Here is a 17,338-nt window from a genome sequence, read left to right as displayed (position 1 = left end):
AACGGGAGGAGAGGGGGCCATCTTCATTTGTCGCCCCTCAGATCCAGGTGTCCTGCCAGTTTCCCACGCACTTTTCTCAGGAAAAAGTGCAGCTTCGTCCGTCGTGCAGGATCGTGCAATGCTTCCTGCTGAATCTGTTTCAGCAGCTCGATGAGATCGTTCATTTCCTTTTCCACTTCTTCTGGTTGGACAAATCTCTCGCGGGAGGCACCGTGCACGGACGATTCCAAAGGTCTTTCAACGGGTCGATCCTGCAGAAAAGCAGTCCCTGTTTCCGTGATGGCATACACCTTTTTGCCGTCCACTTCACTCACCCGGACCAGATCGCGGTCTTCGAGCATCTGCAGCGTAGGGTAGATAGAGCCTGGACTTGGTCTGTACAAGCCGCCGGACATTTCCTCCAGACCTTTCATCATCTGATAGCCGTGCATCGGCTGGACGGTCAGCAGCTCGAGTAAAGCGTACTTCACATCACCGCGTCCGAAAAAACGTTTTCCGGGACCGCCATGCCCCCTGTGGCCGCGGTCACCGTCGCCACGATAGCGGAAGCAGCTGTGATCGTGCCTGCCCCAGACAGGATAGGTACCAAAATCCGAGTCAAAATAGTTACGCAATAAACCTCATCCTTTCAATACGATATATCGCTTAAAAAATAAACGATATATCGTATTCTGTCAATCGTGACTTTTCAGCGACAATTCGAAAAATATATTAGCCGACTAACAAAAAAGTTCTTTAATCAGCAATAAAGAAGTGCTAATATAGCAAATGAGATGTAATTGAGAATGAATCTCTTTATTACTGAGAATGAATATCTTTACTGGGGAAAAGTAGGGAACGCGATGAAAAAGAGATATTTAGTTATAGCCCTCATCCTGCTGTCGATAGCTTCCTTGTTTATTGGTGTGAAGGACATTTCTCCACTGGAGCTGTTCGATCTCACGGAAGAAAAGACGCAGGTAATGTGGATCAGTAGAGTCCCACGTTTGATCAGTATCATCATCGCGGGTGTCAGCATGAGTATCGTAGGTTTGATCATGCAGCAGCTGACGAGGAACAAGTTCGTATCGCCTACCACGGCCGGTACAGAGGATTCTGTCCGTTTTGGTATTTTGGTCTCGATGATGCTGTTCACCAATGCGAGCCCACTGCTGAAGATGCTGGTAGCTTTCGTGTTTGCTTTGCTGGGTACGTTTGTTTTTATGAAGATTCTCGATAAGGTCAAGTACAAGGATTCAATTTTCATTCCACTCGTTGGTTTGATGTTTGGGAATATCATCGGTTCCATCACGACGTTCTTTGCCTACAAGTACGACCTTATTCAAAATATGTCTGCGTGGCTGCATGGGGATTTCTCCTCTGTTTTGAAAGGCAGCTACGAACTGCTGTACGTCAGCATTCCGCTCGTCATCATTGCGTACCTGTTTGCCAACAAGTTCACGATTGCCGGGATGGGTGAGGAATTCGCCATCAACTTGGGACTGAACTACAAGCAGGTGGTCAATATCGGGCTTTGTATCGTAGCTATGGTGACCTCCGTCGTGATTCTGACGGTCGGGACGATTCCGTTTTTAGGCTTGATTATCCCTAACATTGTGACGCTGTACCTGGGGGATAACCTGAAAAAAAGCTTGGCTCACACTGCTCTCTTAGGTGCCGTATTCGTACTGGTCTGCGACATATTGGGACGCCTGATCATCTTCCCTTACGAAATATCCATCGGATTGATGGTGGGAGTAATCGGTAGCGGGATCTTCATTTTCCTACTTATGAGAAGAAAGGCGTATGACCGATGAAAGCGAAGATATGGGTTTTGGCGATCATCGCCATCGCGCTAATAGCCATTTTTATGTGCATCGATGCAGGAGGAAACTGGGATTACGTTCTTCCACGCAGGTTTAAAAAGATTTTGGCCATCGTATTGACGGGCGGCATCATTGCCTTTTCCACGATGGTATTCCAGACCATCACGAACAACCGTATCCTTACCCCGAGCATTATCGGATTGGATTCGCTGTATTTGTTCATCCAGACCTTTGTCATCTTTGTCTTTGGATCGACCCATATGACGTTGATGAACAAAAATATCAACTTTTTGCTTTCAGCGGGGCTGATGGTACTCTTTGCAGGGCTGCTATACAAATGGCTCTTTAAAAGAGAAGGGCAAAACATTTACTTTCTGCTGCTGATTGGGCTCATCTTCGGGACGTTGTTCAACAGCCTGTCCACGTTTATGCAGGTGCTGATTGACCCGAATGAATTCCAAGTGGTTCAGGATAAAATGTTCGCCAGCTTTAATAATGTGAACAGTGATTTGCTGATCATAAGCGTAGTTCTCTTGATTGGCGTGACGCTGTACTTCAAGAAGTACATAAAGTATTTGGACGTACTGTCGCTGGGAAGAGACCAGGCCATCAATCTGGGTGTCCCCTACGATTTTGTGATTAAGCGGTTTTTGATCATCATTGCGATTCTGGTATCGATCGCGACTGCGCTCGTGGGTCCTATCACCTTTTTAGGGCTATTGGTAGCCAATCTGGGGCATCAGGTAATGAAAACGTACCAGCACAAGTACTTGATAGCTGGCTCGGTGCTGATCAGCATCATTGCGCTGGTAGGCGGCTTGTTAATTGTAGAGCGCGTGTTTACGTTCTCCACAACCTTGAGCGTCATCATCAACTTCATCGGTGGGGTTTACTTCATCTATCTTCTGTTAAAGGAGAATAAATCATGGTAGAAGTCCGGAATGTCTCGAAACAGTATGGAAGCAAAAATGTCGTGGAAAACGTTTCGCTGAAGATCGCCAAAGGGAAAATCACGTCATTCATCGGGCCAAATGGCGCGGGGAAAAGCACCCTGCTGTCCATGATCAGTCGTCTGCTGTCGAAAGATCAGGGAGAGATACTTTTGGAGGGAACCGAAATCAGTCAATGCAAGAGCAACGATCTGGCCAAGAAGATTTCGATCCTGAAGCAGACCAATCACATAACCATCCGCTTGACGATTCGCGAGCTGGTCAGCTTTGGCCGCTTTCCGTATTCGCAGGGCAACCTGACCAAGGAAGATTGGCAGTATGTAGATGAAGCGATCCGCTATATGGAGCTCGAGGACATTCAGCACAAGTATTTGGATCAGCTGAGTGGTGGACAAAGACAGCGTGCGTACATCGCGATGGTCGTCGCGCAGAATACAGAGTACATTCTCCTCGATGAGCCTTTGAACAATCTGGATATGAAGCATTCCGTGCAGATCATGAAAGTGCTGCGACGTCTCGTAAACGAGATGGGGAAAACCGTCGTTATTGTCATCCACGATATCAATTTCGCTTCATGCTATTCCGACTACATCGTTGCACTAAAAGACGGCAAGGTCGTAAAGGAAGGGACGACAGAGGAAATCATCAGCTCCCAGACCTTGAAAGATGTCTATGACATGGATATCCAGATCCAAGACATCGACGAAAACAAAATCTGCGTGTACTATGCCTGATTTTGTTCTTCCTGTACTTGAGAATGAGAATCTTTTTCTTTCGTTAAAATTATTATGATGGTTTGTCCATCAGTAATTTTATATAAACCCAATCTTACGTAGAGGTGATAGAAGTGAACAAGAAATGGATCATGATGTTTATGGCAGTTCTGCTGGCAGTATTTACAGCAGCATGCGGATCAAATAGCGCAGCACCAGCACCAGCACCAGCTCAGAATGAAAAAGCGCCTGAGGCAGCGAATGAAGAAGTGACAATCAAGCATAAACTGGGCGAAGCAAAGCTGAAGAAAAATCCGAAAACCGTTGTTGCATTTGACTATGGTGTACTGGACTCATTGGATAAATTGGGCATTGAAGTAGCAGGGGTTGCACAAGCTAACATTCCTCCGTACCTGGAAAAGTTCAAAGACGCGAAGTATACCAACGTAGGTAGCCTGAAAGAGCCAGACTTCGAAAAAATCAACGCCATGAAACCCGATGTGATCTTCATCTCCGGACGTCAGCAAGAAGCTTACGAAGAATTGAACAAAATCGCACCAACGATCTTCCTGGGTGTAGATACATCCAAATACATGGATTCCTTTACGGAGAACATGAAAACATTGGGTACGATCTTTGGAAAAGAAGCACAAGTAGATGAAGAATTGGCGAAAATCAACGAGTCCATCAAAAAACTGAATGAAAAAGCAACTGCCAGCGGCAAAAATGCACTGATCGTACTTGCAAACGAAGGAAAACTCAGCGCATACGGCCCAGGCTCCCGTTTCGGTATTTTGCATGACGTGTTTGGCTTTGCAGCTGTCGATAAAAACATCGAAGTATCCACTCATGGACAAAGTGTTTCATTCGAATACGTTGTAGAGAAAGACCCGGACTATTTGTTTGTTGTTGACCGCACTACGGCAGTTGCTACAAACAAAGATGCAGCGACTCCAGCACAAAAAACGATTGAAAATGACTTGATCAAAAACACAAAAGCATTCAAAAACGGTCAAATCATTTACCTTGATGCGAACTACTGGTACCTCTCCGGCGGCGGATTGGTGTCTACCGCGAACATGGCGGATGAAATTTTGGCCGATCTGAAATAATCAGCAGAACCGAAGATCCAAGACCACTCTCAGTCACAGCTTGAGGGTGGTCTTCTTTATTTTAAAACTCACACTGCACTGCCTGTACGTGGTGTACATACACCTGCTGCGGGAAGAGGTCATCCACTGTGACGGCAAAACCCAATGTGGCCTTTCTTCTTGGTCTTGGACATGAGAAAAAGCCAACCCGTTAACGGATTGGCTTTGCTTGTAACTTGTAGGAGCCTCTTAGCCCTGATAGGTTACGTAGGCGAGAATGCCTTCTTCGTCGTCCAGCACCAGCTCGATCCCGGCAGAAAACGGATTGCGCTGAAGCTGTGTCTCCAGATAGTAGCGGATAGCTTCGATCAGGTTGATCTCGATGAAAACCTGCTTCCTACCCATGGTATAGACCTCGGCGGAAAAGCCGTACTCCTCGTCCCACATCAGTTCAACCTCGACCTCTTGCGGCTGAATCTGCTTCTTGCTCGCCACATGCAGGCAGATGGCGTTGATCAGGACTTGCTCGTCAAACTTTATCTTTTCCATGCGTTCATTTCCTGCTTCTTCTGGCGTTGCGTCTTAAAGTAAACGAATACTTTGCGGATCAGGACGATCAAGGCAACGATCGCCAGCATGTTGATCAGGAAGCCGAAGATGGCACCCAGTGCACCCATATTGCCAAACAGTCCTCCGAACAGCATACCGGCCAGTCCACCAACCAGAAGACCTTTCATGAAGCCGCCGCTTTTGCTAGGAGCTGCAGTAGAAGGCGTGCTTGCAGGAGTTGTCGTGCCTTTATTCGTCGTCGTGCTGTTTAAGTTGGAATCACCTTTTGTAGGTGTTTGCGTGTTCGTTGGAGCCGTATTGGAATTAAAGGATTTTTTCCCGGATTTGTAGCCTTTTGCGTCGGCATGATCAATGAATCCGCCAGATGCGAAAACGAGTGTTGCGGCAACCAAAAGCATGAGCAGTTTTTTCATGTGTTTGTAGTAGCCCCTCTCTTAGATATGACCCTATAGACATAAGTGTACACGAATATGTCCCGGATTACCACCAAACATTCCGTGAACAATCTGGTAAACGGACGCGCCAGACGCAGTTAATCCAGGATTTTGCCCGGATTTAAGATGTTGTGGGGATCGAACTGCTGCTTGATCAGCTTCATCCAGGGGAGCGTGTCCGCATGCTCTTTTTGCAGGTACTTTTTCTTCCCGATGCCAATGCCATGCTCGCCTGTGCAGGTACCGCCTTTTTGCAGGGCGTATTCGACGATTTTGGCATTGACCTCCTCGGCCAGCTGTACTTCTGCTGGATCCTGCTTGTTGAACATCAGCGTGGTGTGGAAGTTTCCATCGCCCACGTGACCTAAAACACCGCCAGCCAGTCCGCTTTGATCGATGACCTCGCGAGCATAGACCACCGCTCCTGTCAGTTCGGATAGGGGGGTGCATACATCCGTGAGCATCATTTCTTTACCGGGGAAGCCGTGCTTGAAGGCGTAGGCGAGATTATGGCGCGCTTCCCATAGTTTTGCCCTTTTTTTGGAATCTGTTTCAACTAAAAAGTCAACGGAGCCATTTTCTTCGAGCAGCTCTTGGGCAAAGGAGACGTCGTGCGTCAGTCCAGCTTCATTGCCGTGAAACTCGAGGAACAGGGTAGGCTGCTCCAAATAATCCGTTTCACTATGCAGATTCACTTGGCGGATCGAGGTGCTGTCCACCAGCTCGACACGGGCTATGGCAATTCCGGCTGCCAGCAAGGACATCGCCCCGTCAACTGCCTGTTTCATCGTAGGGAACGTCGCACGGCCAGCGATGACCGTTTCGGGAATGCCGTATACCTTGAGGGTGATTTCCGTGAATGCGCCCAGCGTACCCTCCGAACCGACAAACAAACCGGTGAGATGGTAGCCGGAGGAGGATTTGGCGGAAAGACCGCCTGTATGAATGATGGAGCCGTCAGCCATTACGACTTCGAGGTCACGGACTTGGCTGCGCATGATGCCGTATCGTACGCTGGTCGTGCCGCTTGCATTCGTAGCAGTCATGCCGCCGATAGTCGCATCTGCACCTGGATCTACGGGGAAAAAGAGCCCGTGCTTTTTTAAAGCGGCATTGAGCTGTGTGCGTGTCACACCTGGCTGTACGCGCACGAGAAAGTCATCGGGACGTACCTCAATGATTTGGTTCATCTGCTGAAAATCGATGGAGATACCGCCTTTAAGCGGGATGCAATGTCCTTCCAGACTGGAGCCCACCCCAAAAGGAACAACGGGGATACGGTGTTCATTGGCGTATGTCAAAATGGCCGATACCTCTTCTTTCGTAGTCGGAAAAACAACGACGTCAGGGAGTACCGGTGTATGATGAGACTCGTCCTTGCTATGCTGCTGCAGCATGGTTTCATTAGTCGTAGCACGGTCGTCTGCCGTGATTTTCTTCAGATCCTCTAAAAGCGTATGGGGGATGCCGCTCATTTTTGAATGCCTCCGTTTCAATGTTCATCTCTATTACGATCATACAAGAACCTCTAACCGTATGACAGTTAGAGGTTCAAATGGATTAGGAACTCTTTTTCAGTTTTCTTGCCGCCCAGTTGCCCAGGGATTGAATCAGCTGAACCAGAACGACGAGGATGACCACGGTAATGACCATCACTTCGATGTCCCAGGATTGGTAGCCGTAGCGAAGAGCCAGGTCACCCAAGCCGCCTGCACCGACAGCACCTGCCATCGCAGTTGCTCCGATCAAACCAATCGTGGCGATCGTCAAGCAAAGGACGATACCCGGACGTGCTTCACGAAGCATGATGCGGAAAATAATCTGCGTGCGAGATGCGCCCATCGCCTGGTAAGCTTCGATTACGCCGCGATCTACATCGTGCAGGGCTGTCTCCATCAAACGGGAGATATACGGCGCTGTGTACACGATCAGGGGAACGATGGCCCCCTCGATTCCGATGGAAGTGCCGACGATCAGCTCCGTGAACGGAATGATCGCGACCATCAGGATGATGAAGGGGAGGGAGCGTACGACGTTAATAATGGTATTTAAGGTGTGGTAAATCCATTTGTTCGGAAACAAATGATTGCCTTGCGTGATCACGAGCAGAATCCCCAAAGGAATCCCCACCAATGTCGCGATGACCAGAGAGAAGCCGACCATGATGATCGTCTCCTGCAAAGACTGTCCAAAAACCGGGATCATTTCTGCCAAACGTTCCATTAGTTGCTTCCCCCCTCTCGAGACACGATATCTACGTTATAGACGGAATCGCGTAGAAACTGGATGCCTGCTTCTACGTCTTTTTCCTCACCGGAAATGTGCAGGAGCAGGATGCCCAGTGCCGTTCCTTTTATCGACGTGATCGATCCGTACAGCAGGTTGGTGCTGACCGGAAAACGAGCCGACAAAGTACCGAGGACGGGATCGAGTGCAGCATCGCCGCGGAAAGCGACGCGAAGGATTTTGGCTGCAGGTCCACTCTGCTTGATGTTGTCTACAATCTCGCTCGGTACATTGTCATCGAAAATGGTCTTGATGAAATTCTTGGTGGTTTGCTGCTGTGGATTGCTGAAAATATCGAGAACAGAGCCTTGTTCGATGACCACACCGTTTTCCATGATCGCTACGTTGTCGCAGATTTTTTTGATGACCTGCATTTCGTGCGTGATCAGCACGATGGTCAGATTGAATTTCCGGTTAATGTCCAGAAGAAGCTCGAGAATCGATTCGGTCGTCTGCGGGTCGAGGGCTGAGGTAGCTTCGTCGCACAAAAGAATCTCCGGATCCGTCGCCAGGGCACGAGCAATCCCAACACGCTGCTTTTGACCACCCGACAGCTGGGAAGGATAGGAGTTTGCTTTGTCTTCAAGCCCAACCAATCGCAACAGATCTTCTACCTTCTTCTTGATCACATCTTTCGGTACCCGGTTCATTCGCAAAATCTCGGCTACGTTGTCATAGACGTTATAAGAGGACAAGAGGTTAAAGTGCTGAAAGATGATCCCGATTTTTTTGCGGGCATTGCGCAAATCCTTTTCTTTCAGCGAGAGCATATCTTGACCGTTGACGACGACGGAGCCGCTGGTCGGCTTCTCGAGCAGGTTGATCGTACGAAGCAGGGTGCTTTTCCCTGCTCCGCTGAAGCCGATCACGCCGAAAATCTGTCCTTTTTCCACGTTCAAGGTGACGCCCTTCAAGGCTTGAACCTGCTTGTTTCCCACTGTATACGACTTATGGATGTCGGTTAGCTGTATCATCTCTCCAGTCTCCTTGTTGTTCGATATTTAGTGCTTACCAGGATGGGAGCACAGCTCCTTCAAAATGTTCGTCGATGAACTTTTTCACTTCTTCCGAACGATAAATCTCAACCAGTTTTTTCAGTGCAGGGTTGTCTTTGTTTGCTTCGTTTGCAGCCAAGATGTTTACGTATGGAGAATCGGAAGTTTCAGAGAAGATGGAATCCTTTTTTGGACTGTAGCCAGCTTCCATAGCAAAGTTGGTGTTGATGCTCGCCAATTCTACGTTGTTGAGGGAGCGTGCCAGGAAAGCAGCTTCAAGTTCTTTAAATTCCAATTTTTTCGGGTTCTCGATGATATCCAATGGAGTTGCGTTATTGCCTACGCCATCTTTTAGTTTGATCAGACCGGCTGCTTGGTACAGCAACAGTGCACGAGCACGGTTTGTTGGATCGTTTTGGATGCCCACTACACCGCCTTCAGCGACTTCTTCCACTTTCTTGTGCTTGGTGGAGTAGAGACCCATTGGGAAAGTTACTGTTTTGCCAATTTCGACAATTTTTGTTTTGTGGTCCTCGTTGAATTTGTCCAGGAACGGAATGGTTTGGAAGCTGTTTGCATCCAGATTACCTTTATCGAGAGCTTGGTTTGGCTGTACGTAGTCATTGAATACGACGACTTCAACTTCCAGGCCTTGAGCTTTTGCGACCTCTTTTACTTTGTTCAAGATTTCTTCGTGAGGTCCGGCAGTTACTCCGACTTTCACTTTTGTCTGTTCGGCAGCCGCGCCATTTGTTGCAGGTGCAGCTTCTTGTTTTGCGCCGCAAGCAGTCAGCAAGGATGCTGCGAGCAGTAGTGTGCTAAGCAAAATTCCCGTCTTTTTCATGATGAATTTCTCCCCTTTTGTCTAATGAGTGTGTATGTTTTGAAAAATGAAAACCATGAGGGTAAAAGAAAAACCTCTTCCCGAAAGAAGAGGTTGTCGTAAACTGTCAGAGTTCGTCAGTTACTCATGCCTCTCTTATCTTCCGGAAATTCTCCCGCTGGATTTGGCACCATATCTGTAAGAGATAGGTTGCCGAGGCTTCATAGGGCCAGTCCCTCCGCCTCTCTTTATAAGAGATTGAAATATGAAGTTCAATAAGGTGTAATCCTTATTTGGATAGTAGGATTATATCTCGCATTTTTATACATGTCAAATGTTATTCGACAACTTTCTACCATTCTGAATTTTGGTAAATCGATCAAAATACGAATGATTACTTGATAATGACGTTTATCATATGTATAATGAGAAAAAATCAATAACCCTGATACTTACTCTCGTAGGTGATGTCATGACTTTACAGGACACAAACGAAAGCAGAAAAAGGCTGTCTGCCATCTACAACGAGATAGCCAAGGAGTTGTTCGGATTTGGGACAACTTTACTGAGAGTAACTATCGAAAATAATATCGTCACCTTCTATGCGAAGCATCGGCGCTCACCGCGTTCCGCTGCATTGGAAGGGGAGGCGCCTGCTCTGAAGCTCGAGGTCGATTTCCGAATGTCGCTGCTTTATAAAAAGAAGCTGCGAGAGCGTTTGGAAGAAGAAATGAATCTCGACATGGAAGCAGTTTTGAGGGATTACGACGCGGCTACGCAGATCGCGATCACCAATGTGATTTTGGCAGAACCACAATCGAATACCTAACGAAGTCGTTCGGATTTTCCCTTTGGATCTATCTGAAGGGAAGACCGATGACAACGGAAAACGGGTGTCGCTACTCTTTGTTTACGAAGAAAAGTGCTCTTGTTTAGAATGCTACGTTCTAATCAAGGGCACTTTTCTTTTCTTTTTCTACCAGATAATTCCTTTTAAAGGTGTGATGACGCATAGACCAATAAGGCCGATGGAAACAATCAATTCAATAGAAGACGAAAATATGGAGGAATATAACGATGAAAAAGTGGTTAACGGGGGTTCTTTCCTTTTCGATGATTTCCATGGCGCTGGCAGGCTGCGGCAGCAGCGAGCAGCCAAAAGACAATGCAGCTGGCGGAGCGGCAAAAGGAGAACCGCAAAAGCTGGTCATTTCTACCTGGGGCTTTTCTGAAGACTTTTTCCGCAAAGAAGTGTATGAGCCATTTGAAAAAGAACACAACGTCAAAATCGTGCTGGAAATCGGGAACAACGCCGAGCGTCTGAACAAAATTCGCCAAGGCAGCTCTGATGTGGATCTGATCTATCTCTCTGACTACTATGCGCAGCAAGGAATCGAAAGCGGTGCGTTTGAAAAGATCGACCGCAGCCGTATTCCAAACTTAAATGAGATCTACGACATCGCCAAAGCGCCGCTGGGTGAAGACTACGGCCCGGCTTACACCATTGGACAATTTGGGATTGCTTACAATCCAAACGTAATCAAAACGGAAATCAAAAGCTGGAAAGACCTGTGGAGTCCTGAGGTAGCAGGCAAGCTGACGCTGCCAAACATCACTTCCACTACGGGCCCAATGATTCTGGATGCTGCTTCCCAAGTGGCAGGCAGCAAAGAGTTCAATGAAGACCAAGCTTTCGCGAAAATGAAAGAAGCAAACAAGGGCGTCGTGAAATACTACGACAAGACCTCTGAGTATGTAAACATGTTCAGCCAAGAGGAGATCGCAGCAGGTCCAATCATGGAAATGTACTTCAAAGACATCCAGGCTGCTGTTCCTGAAGCGAAATTCGTGACCCCGGAAGAAGGCGGCTACGCAGTCATGAATACGGTGAACATCGTCAAAGGCAGCAAAAACAAAGAGCTCGCTGAAGACTTCATCAACTGGCAGCTGAGCAAGGACGTTCAAGAAAAAACAGCAAAAGCAAAAGTGGATTCTCCTGTAAACACAGGCGTGAAGCTGACTGACGAGGAAGCAAAAGGCGTAACGTACGGGGAAGAAACCATCAACAAACTGCACAAGCTGGACATGAAATTCGTAAACGAGCATACCAAAGCATGGATTGATCGTTGGAACCGCGAAATCACCCAGTAAATGTTTGAGGAATGACAAGGGTATAGGCGAAGCAAGCTCGTTTATACCCTTGATCTTTCTTTCGAGAAGAAGCAGGAGGCTCGCTCATGAAGCACAAGATCATTCTGGATGTGGATACCGGCATTGATGATGCATTGGGGATTATTCTCGCTGTCAAAAGCGGGGAAGTGGATCTGATCGGAATCACAACAGTGAACGGTAACGTGTCGCTTGGAAAGGCAACGGAAAATACGTGCAAGATTCTCGATCTGCTTCAAGTGGGAGAGCAGATTCCCCTCGTGCCAGGAGCTTCCCAGCCATTATTACGGACGGTGTTTTTCGAGCATCGGGTACACGGGGAAGACGGTCTTGGAGGAGCTTTGCGCGAGGCAACAATCGTGACGCAGCCGACGAAGGGCTTTGCGCCTGATTTTATCATCGAAAATGTACTTGCGCATTCGGGAGATGTGACCTTGGTCATGACAGGTCCTTTGACCAACCTCGCACTGGCCGTACGAAAATGTCCGGAGCTCGTGCACCATGTGAAAGAAGTCATTTTTATGGGCGGTGTCGTTCGCGAACACGGGAATGTCACACCAACAGCGGAGTACAACATGTACGTCGATCCGGAAGCAGCAAAGGTCGTTCTGCACGCAGGCTTCCCAGAGCTGACGATGGTCGGTCTCGATGTGACGAGAAAAGTTTTGCTGAACGAAGACCATATTCGCGAGCTGGGAGATACATCGATTGCCCGTTACGTAAAACAGAGCACATCCGATTACCTGGAACGCTATTTTGAGCGCAATGGCGTGAGAGCCTGCGCCATGCATGATCCGCTTGCTGTAGGAGTGGCACTATACCGCAATCTCGTGACGACCCAGAAGCTTTACGTAGATGTGGAAACGAGAAGTGAGCTGTGTGATGGACAAACCGTGTGCGATTTCCAGAATCGCTGGGGGAAAGAACCCAACGTGAACGTCTGCCTGGCCGTGGATGCCGAAGCGTTTTTTGAACGCTTTATCCGCGCCCTGAAAGCCTGACGATTCCGGGAACAGGAGTTAATGCATGAAGAAAAAGGGTCTTTATCTGTTATTGCTGCCAGGCGTTCTGTTTTTGACGCTGTTCATGATCATTCCGATCGTGATGACGATTGCGTCCACCTTCTTTCATGAAGGAAGCTTTACCATTGAAGGCTATCTCAAGTTTCTGACCGATCCGTATTTCATCAAGATCCTGCTGACTACCTTGCAGGTAAGTCTCGTAACCACGATTGTGTGCATACTGTTAGGCTTCCCGGCTGCCTATTACATCTCCAAGCTGGGTGCTCGCAAGAAAGGCATTCTCTTGGCCTTAGCTATTTTTCCTTTGCTGACGAGCTCGGTTGTACGCTCGTTTAGCTGGATGATTATTCTCGGAAAAAAAGGGCTTTTGAACAGCTCCCTGATTTCGATCGGGCTGATCGAAAAGCCGTTGGAAATATTGTACACGCCTACTGCGATGATGATCGGCTTGATCCATCTGTTCCTGCCTTTGATCATTATCACGCTGGTCGGTGTCATGGAAAACATCGATCCGGACCTGATCAAGGCTGCCGAAAGCCTGGGAGCGTCCAAGTTTACGGCGTTTCGCAAGGTCATCGTGCCGCTTAGCGTACCGGGACTCATCATCGGGAGCATTCTCGTATTCGTCGGCAGCTTGACCGCTTATACGACACCGGCTTTGCTGGGCGGGAAGCAGCGGGTCATCTCCACGTTCCTCTATCAAAATGCCATTACCTTAAATGACTGGTACATGGCATCCGTTATTGCCACGATCATGATTGTCATTACCTTTGTGGTGATCTTCGTGATGAACAAACTGGCGACGAAATTAAATCCGAAGGGGTAGAAGCTATGCAGGAGAAAAATCGCGGGTTGGCCCTGTTTACGCTTCTGGTGTTTCTGTTTTTGCTGGGGCCGCTCATCATCATTTCCTTTACGTCATTTGAACCGGGGACGGTTTTGAAATTTCCGCCAGAGGGCTTTTCCTGGCGCTGGTACGAAAACATTTTCAAGGTAGAGATGTTCATGACGACGTTCAAGACGTCCATGTTTGTCTCGTTGATCGGCAATCTGCTGGCACTGATCTTGGGGATTCCCGCAGCCTATGCGCTGAGTCGCTTTCAGTTCAAGGGCAAAGCAGCGCTCAATGCGGTCTTCATTTCGCCCGTACTCATTCCGGGCATTGTCATGGGCTTTGCCATGCTCAAATACGTCATCGTCGTGTACGATCTGCCGATTTACGCAGGGCTCTTGGTGGGACACACCGTCGTCATGCTGCCGTTTATTATCCGAGTCGTGGCTTCGAGCTTGTCCAACTTTGATTTTGCCGTCGAGGAAGCGGCGCTGAGTCTGGGAGCAGGACGCCTGGGAACGTTCTTTAAAGTTGTGCTGCCGAACATTCGCTCCGGGATTATTGCTGCGATCCTGATCGCTTTTCTGGAGTCGTTCAATAACGTAGATATTTCCGTCTTTATGACAGGTCCTGGGGTAAGCACGCTGCCGATTCAGATGCTGACGTACGTGGAAAACAACTTTGACCCGACGATTGCCGCTATTTCCGTGCTGCTCATGATCGTGACGGCCATTCTCATGTTCATCATCGAACGTCTCATGGGGCTTTCTGCCTTTACTAAACGATAACGGAGGCATCAAATCATGGCATTGCTCACGCTGGAAAACGTATCGGTTGCCTACGACAATCAGTACATTTTGCAAAATTTCAATCTGAATATCGAAAAGGGACAGCTCATTTCCTTGCTGGGACCGAGCGGCTGTGGGAAGACAACGACGCTGCGTCTGATCGCGGGATTCCTCGAAGCCAAGGACGGCAAGTTTCTGTTTGATGGAAAAGACTACACGCGCGTTCCGGTCAACAAGCGCAATTTCGGGTTCGTATTTCAAAGCTATGCGCTGTTCCCGCACCTGTCTGTTTTTGACAACGTAGCTTTCGGTCTGCGCCTGCGAAAAGTAAACGAAACCGAAGTGAAAAAGCGCGTCATGGACATTCTGGATGTCGTCAGCCTGAACGGCTTTGAAAAGCGTCATCCGAAAGAGCTTTCCGGTGGGCAAAGACAGCGGGTAGCGATTGCCCGTGCGCTGGTTATCCAGCCGGACCTGCTGCTGTTTGACGAGCCGCTCTCCAACCTGGATGCAAACCTGCGCATCAACATGCGGGTCGAAATCCGCCGTATCCAGCAGGAGCTGGGCATCACGACGGTTTACGTATCCCACGATCAGGAGGAGTGCTTCTCCATTTCCGATCAGGTGGCGATCATGAACAAAGGAATCATCGAGCAGCTGGACGATCCGGCAACGATTTTTAAATACCCCAAAACCGAATTTATTGCACGCTTTATCGGCTTCACCAACTTCATTACGTTTGCCGAACGCACGACTCAAAACGGAGAAATCAGCCTGCGTGTAGGCGATCACTCGTTTCTTGCGGCCAACCATCCGGGCACCGCAAATCCGTCGGGCAAAAAATGCGCACTTCGCCCTGATGACCTGATGGTGACGACGGAAGAGACGCAGGATCAAGCGATGAACCGTTTGAGGGGAAGCGTCAAAGTCAGTACGTTCCTGGGACGCAGCTACCAATATGTCGTGGAGACGGATCTGGGCGATTTCACGGTGAATCAAGAAATGGAGACCCCGTACAGGAGCGGCCAAAAGGTCAATCTGCTGTTCCCCAAAGACAAAATGGTGCTGGTGGATTAACAACAGGAGGCGTTTTTCATGAAAGTTGATTTGCTGATTCAGGACGTTCGCGTCTACAATAGCTATTTCAAAACATTTATCGAAGGAAACGTAGCCGTTCTGGACGGAAGGTTTTTGTATATCGGAAAACAAGGTACAGAGACGTTTGAACCGGGCGAAGTGCTCGCCGGTGATGGGCGTTATCTGATTCCGGGCCTGGTCGATATTCATCTGCATATCGAGAGCACGATGGTGACGCCTGAGACGTTCTCCTTCGCTTTGATTCAAAACGGCGTGACGACGATTGTACCCGAGCCGCATGAGATGGCAAACGTATTTGGCATCGAAGGGATCAAGGAAATGATTCGCGTGAGCCGTGACTGTGTCGTGGACATGAAGTACGCGATCCCAAGCTCGGTTCCAGCTACCTCGATGGAGACGACTGGCGGCTCTGTTGAGATCGCAGATATCGATGAATTGCTTCGCTCCGAGGAGATCATTTGCCTGGGCGAGATTATGAACTACGTCGATGTCATTTCTGACCCGGATTGCAAGACGAACCAAATTCTGCGGCACATTCGCAAAGAGTATCCGCATCTCGTGATCGAGGGTCATGTTCCCAAGCTGCTCGATCTGGATTTGCACCAGATTCTCTTCGCGGGAGTCGATTCCGACCATACGCATCAAACGCCGGAAGGAATGGAGGCGCGGATCGCAGCCGGAATGTTCCTCGAGATTCAGGAGAAATCAATGACCGAGGAAGTCATGGAGTATTTGATCAAGCAGGATGTTTCCGAGCATTTTTGCTTTGTGACGGATGATGTCATGACCGATTCCTTGTACAAGCGCGGCCATCTCAACCACATCGTGAAAAAGGCAATGGCAATGGGCATGGAGCCAGAGCGCGCGATTTATGCGAGCACCTATACTCCTGCCAAAAGAATGAACATGCATGACCGCGGTGCGATCGCACCAGGAAAGATTGCGGATTTCCTGCTGGTGTCCGACCTGCGTGAGTTTGTGATTGATCAGGTCTACAAAAACGGGAAGAAGGCGTATGACGCAAAGGAAGCGTACGTACAAGCGGAACAGCCCCGTCAGTTCCCCGCTCATTTTTACGAGAGCATTCAGCTGGCGCCATTGACGGAAGCCGATTTTACAGTGCAGGCGGATGCGCCAGACAACCGTTATCCTTGCCGCGTGATGCTCGTGCAAAACGGTTCTACCTTTACCGAAGACCATCGCGGGATTGTCGAAGTCAAAGACGGCGAGCTATGCTGGCAGGAGAGTCCTTATGGGCTGATTGCAGTATTTGAACGGTATGGGAAAAACGGCAACCGCGGCTACGGCTTGATCAGCGGCGATACGATCAAACGGGGAGCGGTAGCGACGAGTTATTCCCACGATAACCACAACCTGTTGGTAGTCGGTCACAATCCCCATGACATGATGGTGGCGGCGAACGAAGTCATTCGCAACCAGGGCGGTTTTTACGTGGTCGAGAATGGGGAGGTCATAGCCAGTCTTCACTTGCCAGTAGGGGGAATCCTGACCGAGGAGCCGCTGGAAAAAACGGCGAAGGAAGTCGAGCAGCTTCGCCGTGCTATGGAGTCGCTCGGCTATCAGCACTACAACCCGATTATGTCGATCAGCACGCATTCTTTGCCAGTCAGTCCAGCATTGAAGATCACGGATATCGGCTTGATTGATGTAAATGCGGGTAAAGTCGTGCCACTGCTTTTGATGTAGCGAATAAGAGGTGTCCAAAGGGTGGATTTTTTCACCAGCTGGGCACCTCTTTTTT

At 48.7% G+C, this 17,338-nt stretch carries 18 protein-coding genes and 1 riboswitch; of the genes, 11 read left to right on the top strand and 7 right to left on the bottom strand.

Going from position 1 to position 17,338, the window contains the following annotated elements; translation table 11 throughout:
• Positions 1-23: 23 nt before the first annotated feature.
• Positions 24-614: a PadR family transcriptional regulator gene (locus tag EDM59_RS25955; RefSeq protein WP_246011246.1), complete on the bottom strand. Its 591-nt coding sequence runs from the start codon at positions 612-614 to the stop codon at positions 24-26.
• A 228-nt stretch (positions 615-842) separates the two neighbouring features.
• Between EDM59_RS25955 and EDM59_RS25950 the strand changes: the two genes are divergently transcribed.
• The 4 genes from EDM59_RS25950 (at position 843) to EDM59_RS25935 (ending at position 4,580) form a co-directional block, all read left to right on the top strand.
• The gene (locus EDM59_RS25950) at positions 843-1,796 is read left to right on the top strand and encodes an ABC transporter permease (RefSeq protein ID WP_122926440.1); all 954 of its coding nucleotides are present in this window, start codon (positions 843-845) and stop codon (positions 1,794-1,796) included.
• Positions 1,793-2,737, top strand: coding sequence for an iron chelate uptake ABC transporter family permease subunit (locus tag EDM59_RS25945; RefSeq protein ID WP_122926321.1), 945 nt, complete (start codon positions 1,793-1,795; stop codon positions 2,735-2,737). The genes EDM59_RS25950 and EDM59_RS25945 overlap by 4 nt, the downstream gene beginning before the upstream one ends.
• Positions 2,731-3,489 carry an iron ABC transporter ATP-binding protein gene (locus EDM59_RS25940; RefSeq protein WP_122926320.1) on the top strand — a complete coding sequence of 253 codons (759 nt, stop codon included), beginning with the start codon at positions 2,731-2,733 and terminating at the stop codon, positions 3,487-3,489. The genes EDM59_RS25945 and EDM59_RS25940 overlap by 7 nt, the downstream gene beginning before the upstream one ends.
• A 113-nt stretch (positions 3,490-3,602) precedes the next feature.
• Positions 3,603-4,580: a siderophore ABC transporter substrate-binding protein gene (locus EDM59_RS25935; RefSeq protein WP_122926319.1), complete on the top strand. Its 978-nt coding sequence runs from the start codon at positions 3,603-3,605 to the stop codon at positions 4,578-4,580.
• Positions 4,581-4,808: 228 nt separating this feature from the next.
• Here the strand turns inward: EDM59_RS25935 and EDM59_RS25930 are convergent, their stop codons facing one another.
• The 6 genes from EDM59_RS25930 to EDM59_RS25905 all read right to left on the bottom strand — a co-directional run bounded on the left by EDM59_RS25930 (position 4,809) and on the right by EDM59_RS25905 (position 9,688).
• The gene (locus EDM59_RS25930) at positions 4,809-5,108 is read right to left on the bottom strand and encodes a YxcD family protein (RefSeq protein ID WP_122926318.1); all 300 of its coding nucleotides are present in this window, start codon (positions 5,106-5,108) and stop codon (positions 4,809-4,811) included.
• On the bottom strand, positions 5,096-5,542 hold the full coding sequence (locus EDM59_RS25925; RefSeq protein WP_122926317.1) for a hypothetical protein: 447 nt from the start codon (positions 5,540-5,542) through the stop codon (positions 5,096-5,098). The genes EDM59_RS25930 and EDM59_RS25925 overlap by 13 nt, the downstream gene beginning before the upstream one ends.
• Positions 5,543-5,661: 119 nt before the next feature.
• Complete coding sequence (locus EDM59_RS25920) at positions 5,662-7,038, bottom strand: FAD-binding oxidoreductase (protein WP_122926316.1); 1,377 nt, start codon at positions 7,036-7,038, stop codon at positions 5,662-5,664.
• Positions 7,039-7,123: 85 nt separating this feature from the next.
• Positions 7,124-7,786, bottom strand: coding sequence for a methionine ABC transporter permease (locus EDM59_RS25915; protein ID WP_092271902.1), 663 nt, complete (start codon positions 7,784-7,786; stop codon positions 7,124-7,126).
• Positions 7,786-8,823: a methionine ABC transporter ATP-binding protein gene (locus tag EDM59_RS25910; RefSeq protein ID WP_122926315.1), complete on the bottom strand. Its 1,038-nt coding sequence runs from the start codon at positions 8,821-8,823 to the stop codon at positions 7,786-7,788. The genes EDM59_RS25915 and EDM59_RS25910 overlap by 1 nt, the downstream gene beginning before the upstream one ends.
• A gap of 34 nt (positions 8,824-8,857) precedes the next feature.
• Positions 8,858-9,688 carry a MetQ/NlpA family ABC transporter substrate-binding protein gene (locus tag EDM59_RS25905; RefSeq protein WP_122926314.1) on the bottom strand — a complete coding sequence of 277 codons (831 nt, stop codon included), beginning with the start codon at positions 9,686-9,688 and terminating at the stop codon, positions 8,858-8,860.
• Positions 9,689-9,820: 132 nt separating this feature from the next.
• Positions 9,821-9,924, bottom strand: a riboswitch (SAM riboswitch).
• Positions 9,925-10,139: 215 nt separating this feature from the next.
• Here EDM59_RS25905 and EDM59_RS25900 point away from each other — a divergent pair.
• From EDM59_RS25900 to EDM59_RS25870, 7 genes are all read left to right on the top strand, one after another.
• On the top strand, positions 10,140-10,496 hold the full coding sequence (locus EDM59_RS25900) for a DUF2294 domain-containing protein (RefSeq protein WP_092271911.1): 357 nt from the start codon (positions 10,140-10,142) through the stop codon (positions 10,494-10,496).
• Between the two features lie 248 nt (positions 10,497-10,744).
• Positions 10,745-11,818 carry an ABC transporter substrate-binding protein gene (locus tag EDM59_RS25895; RefSeq protein WP_122926313.1) on the top strand — a complete coding sequence of 358 codons (1,074 nt, stop codon included), beginning with the start codon at positions 10,745-10,747 and terminating at the stop codon, positions 11,816-11,818.
• 86 nt (positions 11,819-11,904) lie between these two features.
• The gene (locus tag EDM59_RS25890; RefSeq protein ID WP_122926312.1) at positions 11,905-12,837 is read left to right on the top strand and encodes a nucleoside hydrolase; all 933 of its coding nucleotides are present in this window, start codon (positions 11,905-11,907) and stop codon (positions 12,835-12,837) included.
• 25 nt (positions 12,838-12,862) lie between these two features.
• Positions 12,863-13,684 (top strand): ABC transporter permease, encoded by an 822-nt coding sequence (locus tag EDM59_RS25885; RefSeq protein WP_122926311.1) that lies wholly within the window; start codon positions 12,863-12,865, stop codon positions 13,682-13,684.
• 5 nt (positions 13,685-13,689) lie between these two features.
• The gene (locus EDM59_RS25880; RefSeq protein ID WP_092271923.1) at positions 13,690-14,478 is read left to right on the top strand and encodes an ABC transporter permease; all 789 of its coding nucleotides are present in this window, start codon (positions 13,690-13,692) and stop codon (positions 14,476-14,478) included.
• A 15-nt stretch (positions 14,479-14,493) separates the two neighbouring features.
• Entirely contained in the window at positions 14,494-15,555 is a 1,062-nt protein-coding gene (locus EDM59_RS25875; protein WP_122926310.1) for an ABC transporter ATP-binding protein, read from the top strand.
• Positions 15,556-15,573: 18 nt separating this feature from the next.
• Positions 15,574-17,283, top strand: a complete 1,710-nt coding sequence (locus EDM59_RS25870; protein ID WP_122926309.1) for an adenine deaminase — start codon at positions 15,574-15,576, stop codon at positions 17,281-17,283.
• The last annotated feature ends 55 nt before the right edge of the window (positions 17,284-17,338 follow it).

The organism is Brevibacillus nitrificans, assembly GCF_003710965.1.
In the GTDB taxonomy this organism is placed as follows: Bacteria; Bacillota; Bacilli; order Brevibacillales; family Brevibacillaceae; genus Brevibacillus; species Brevibacillus centrosporus.
This window is presented reverse-complemented; position numbering and strand designations above follow the sequence as displayed.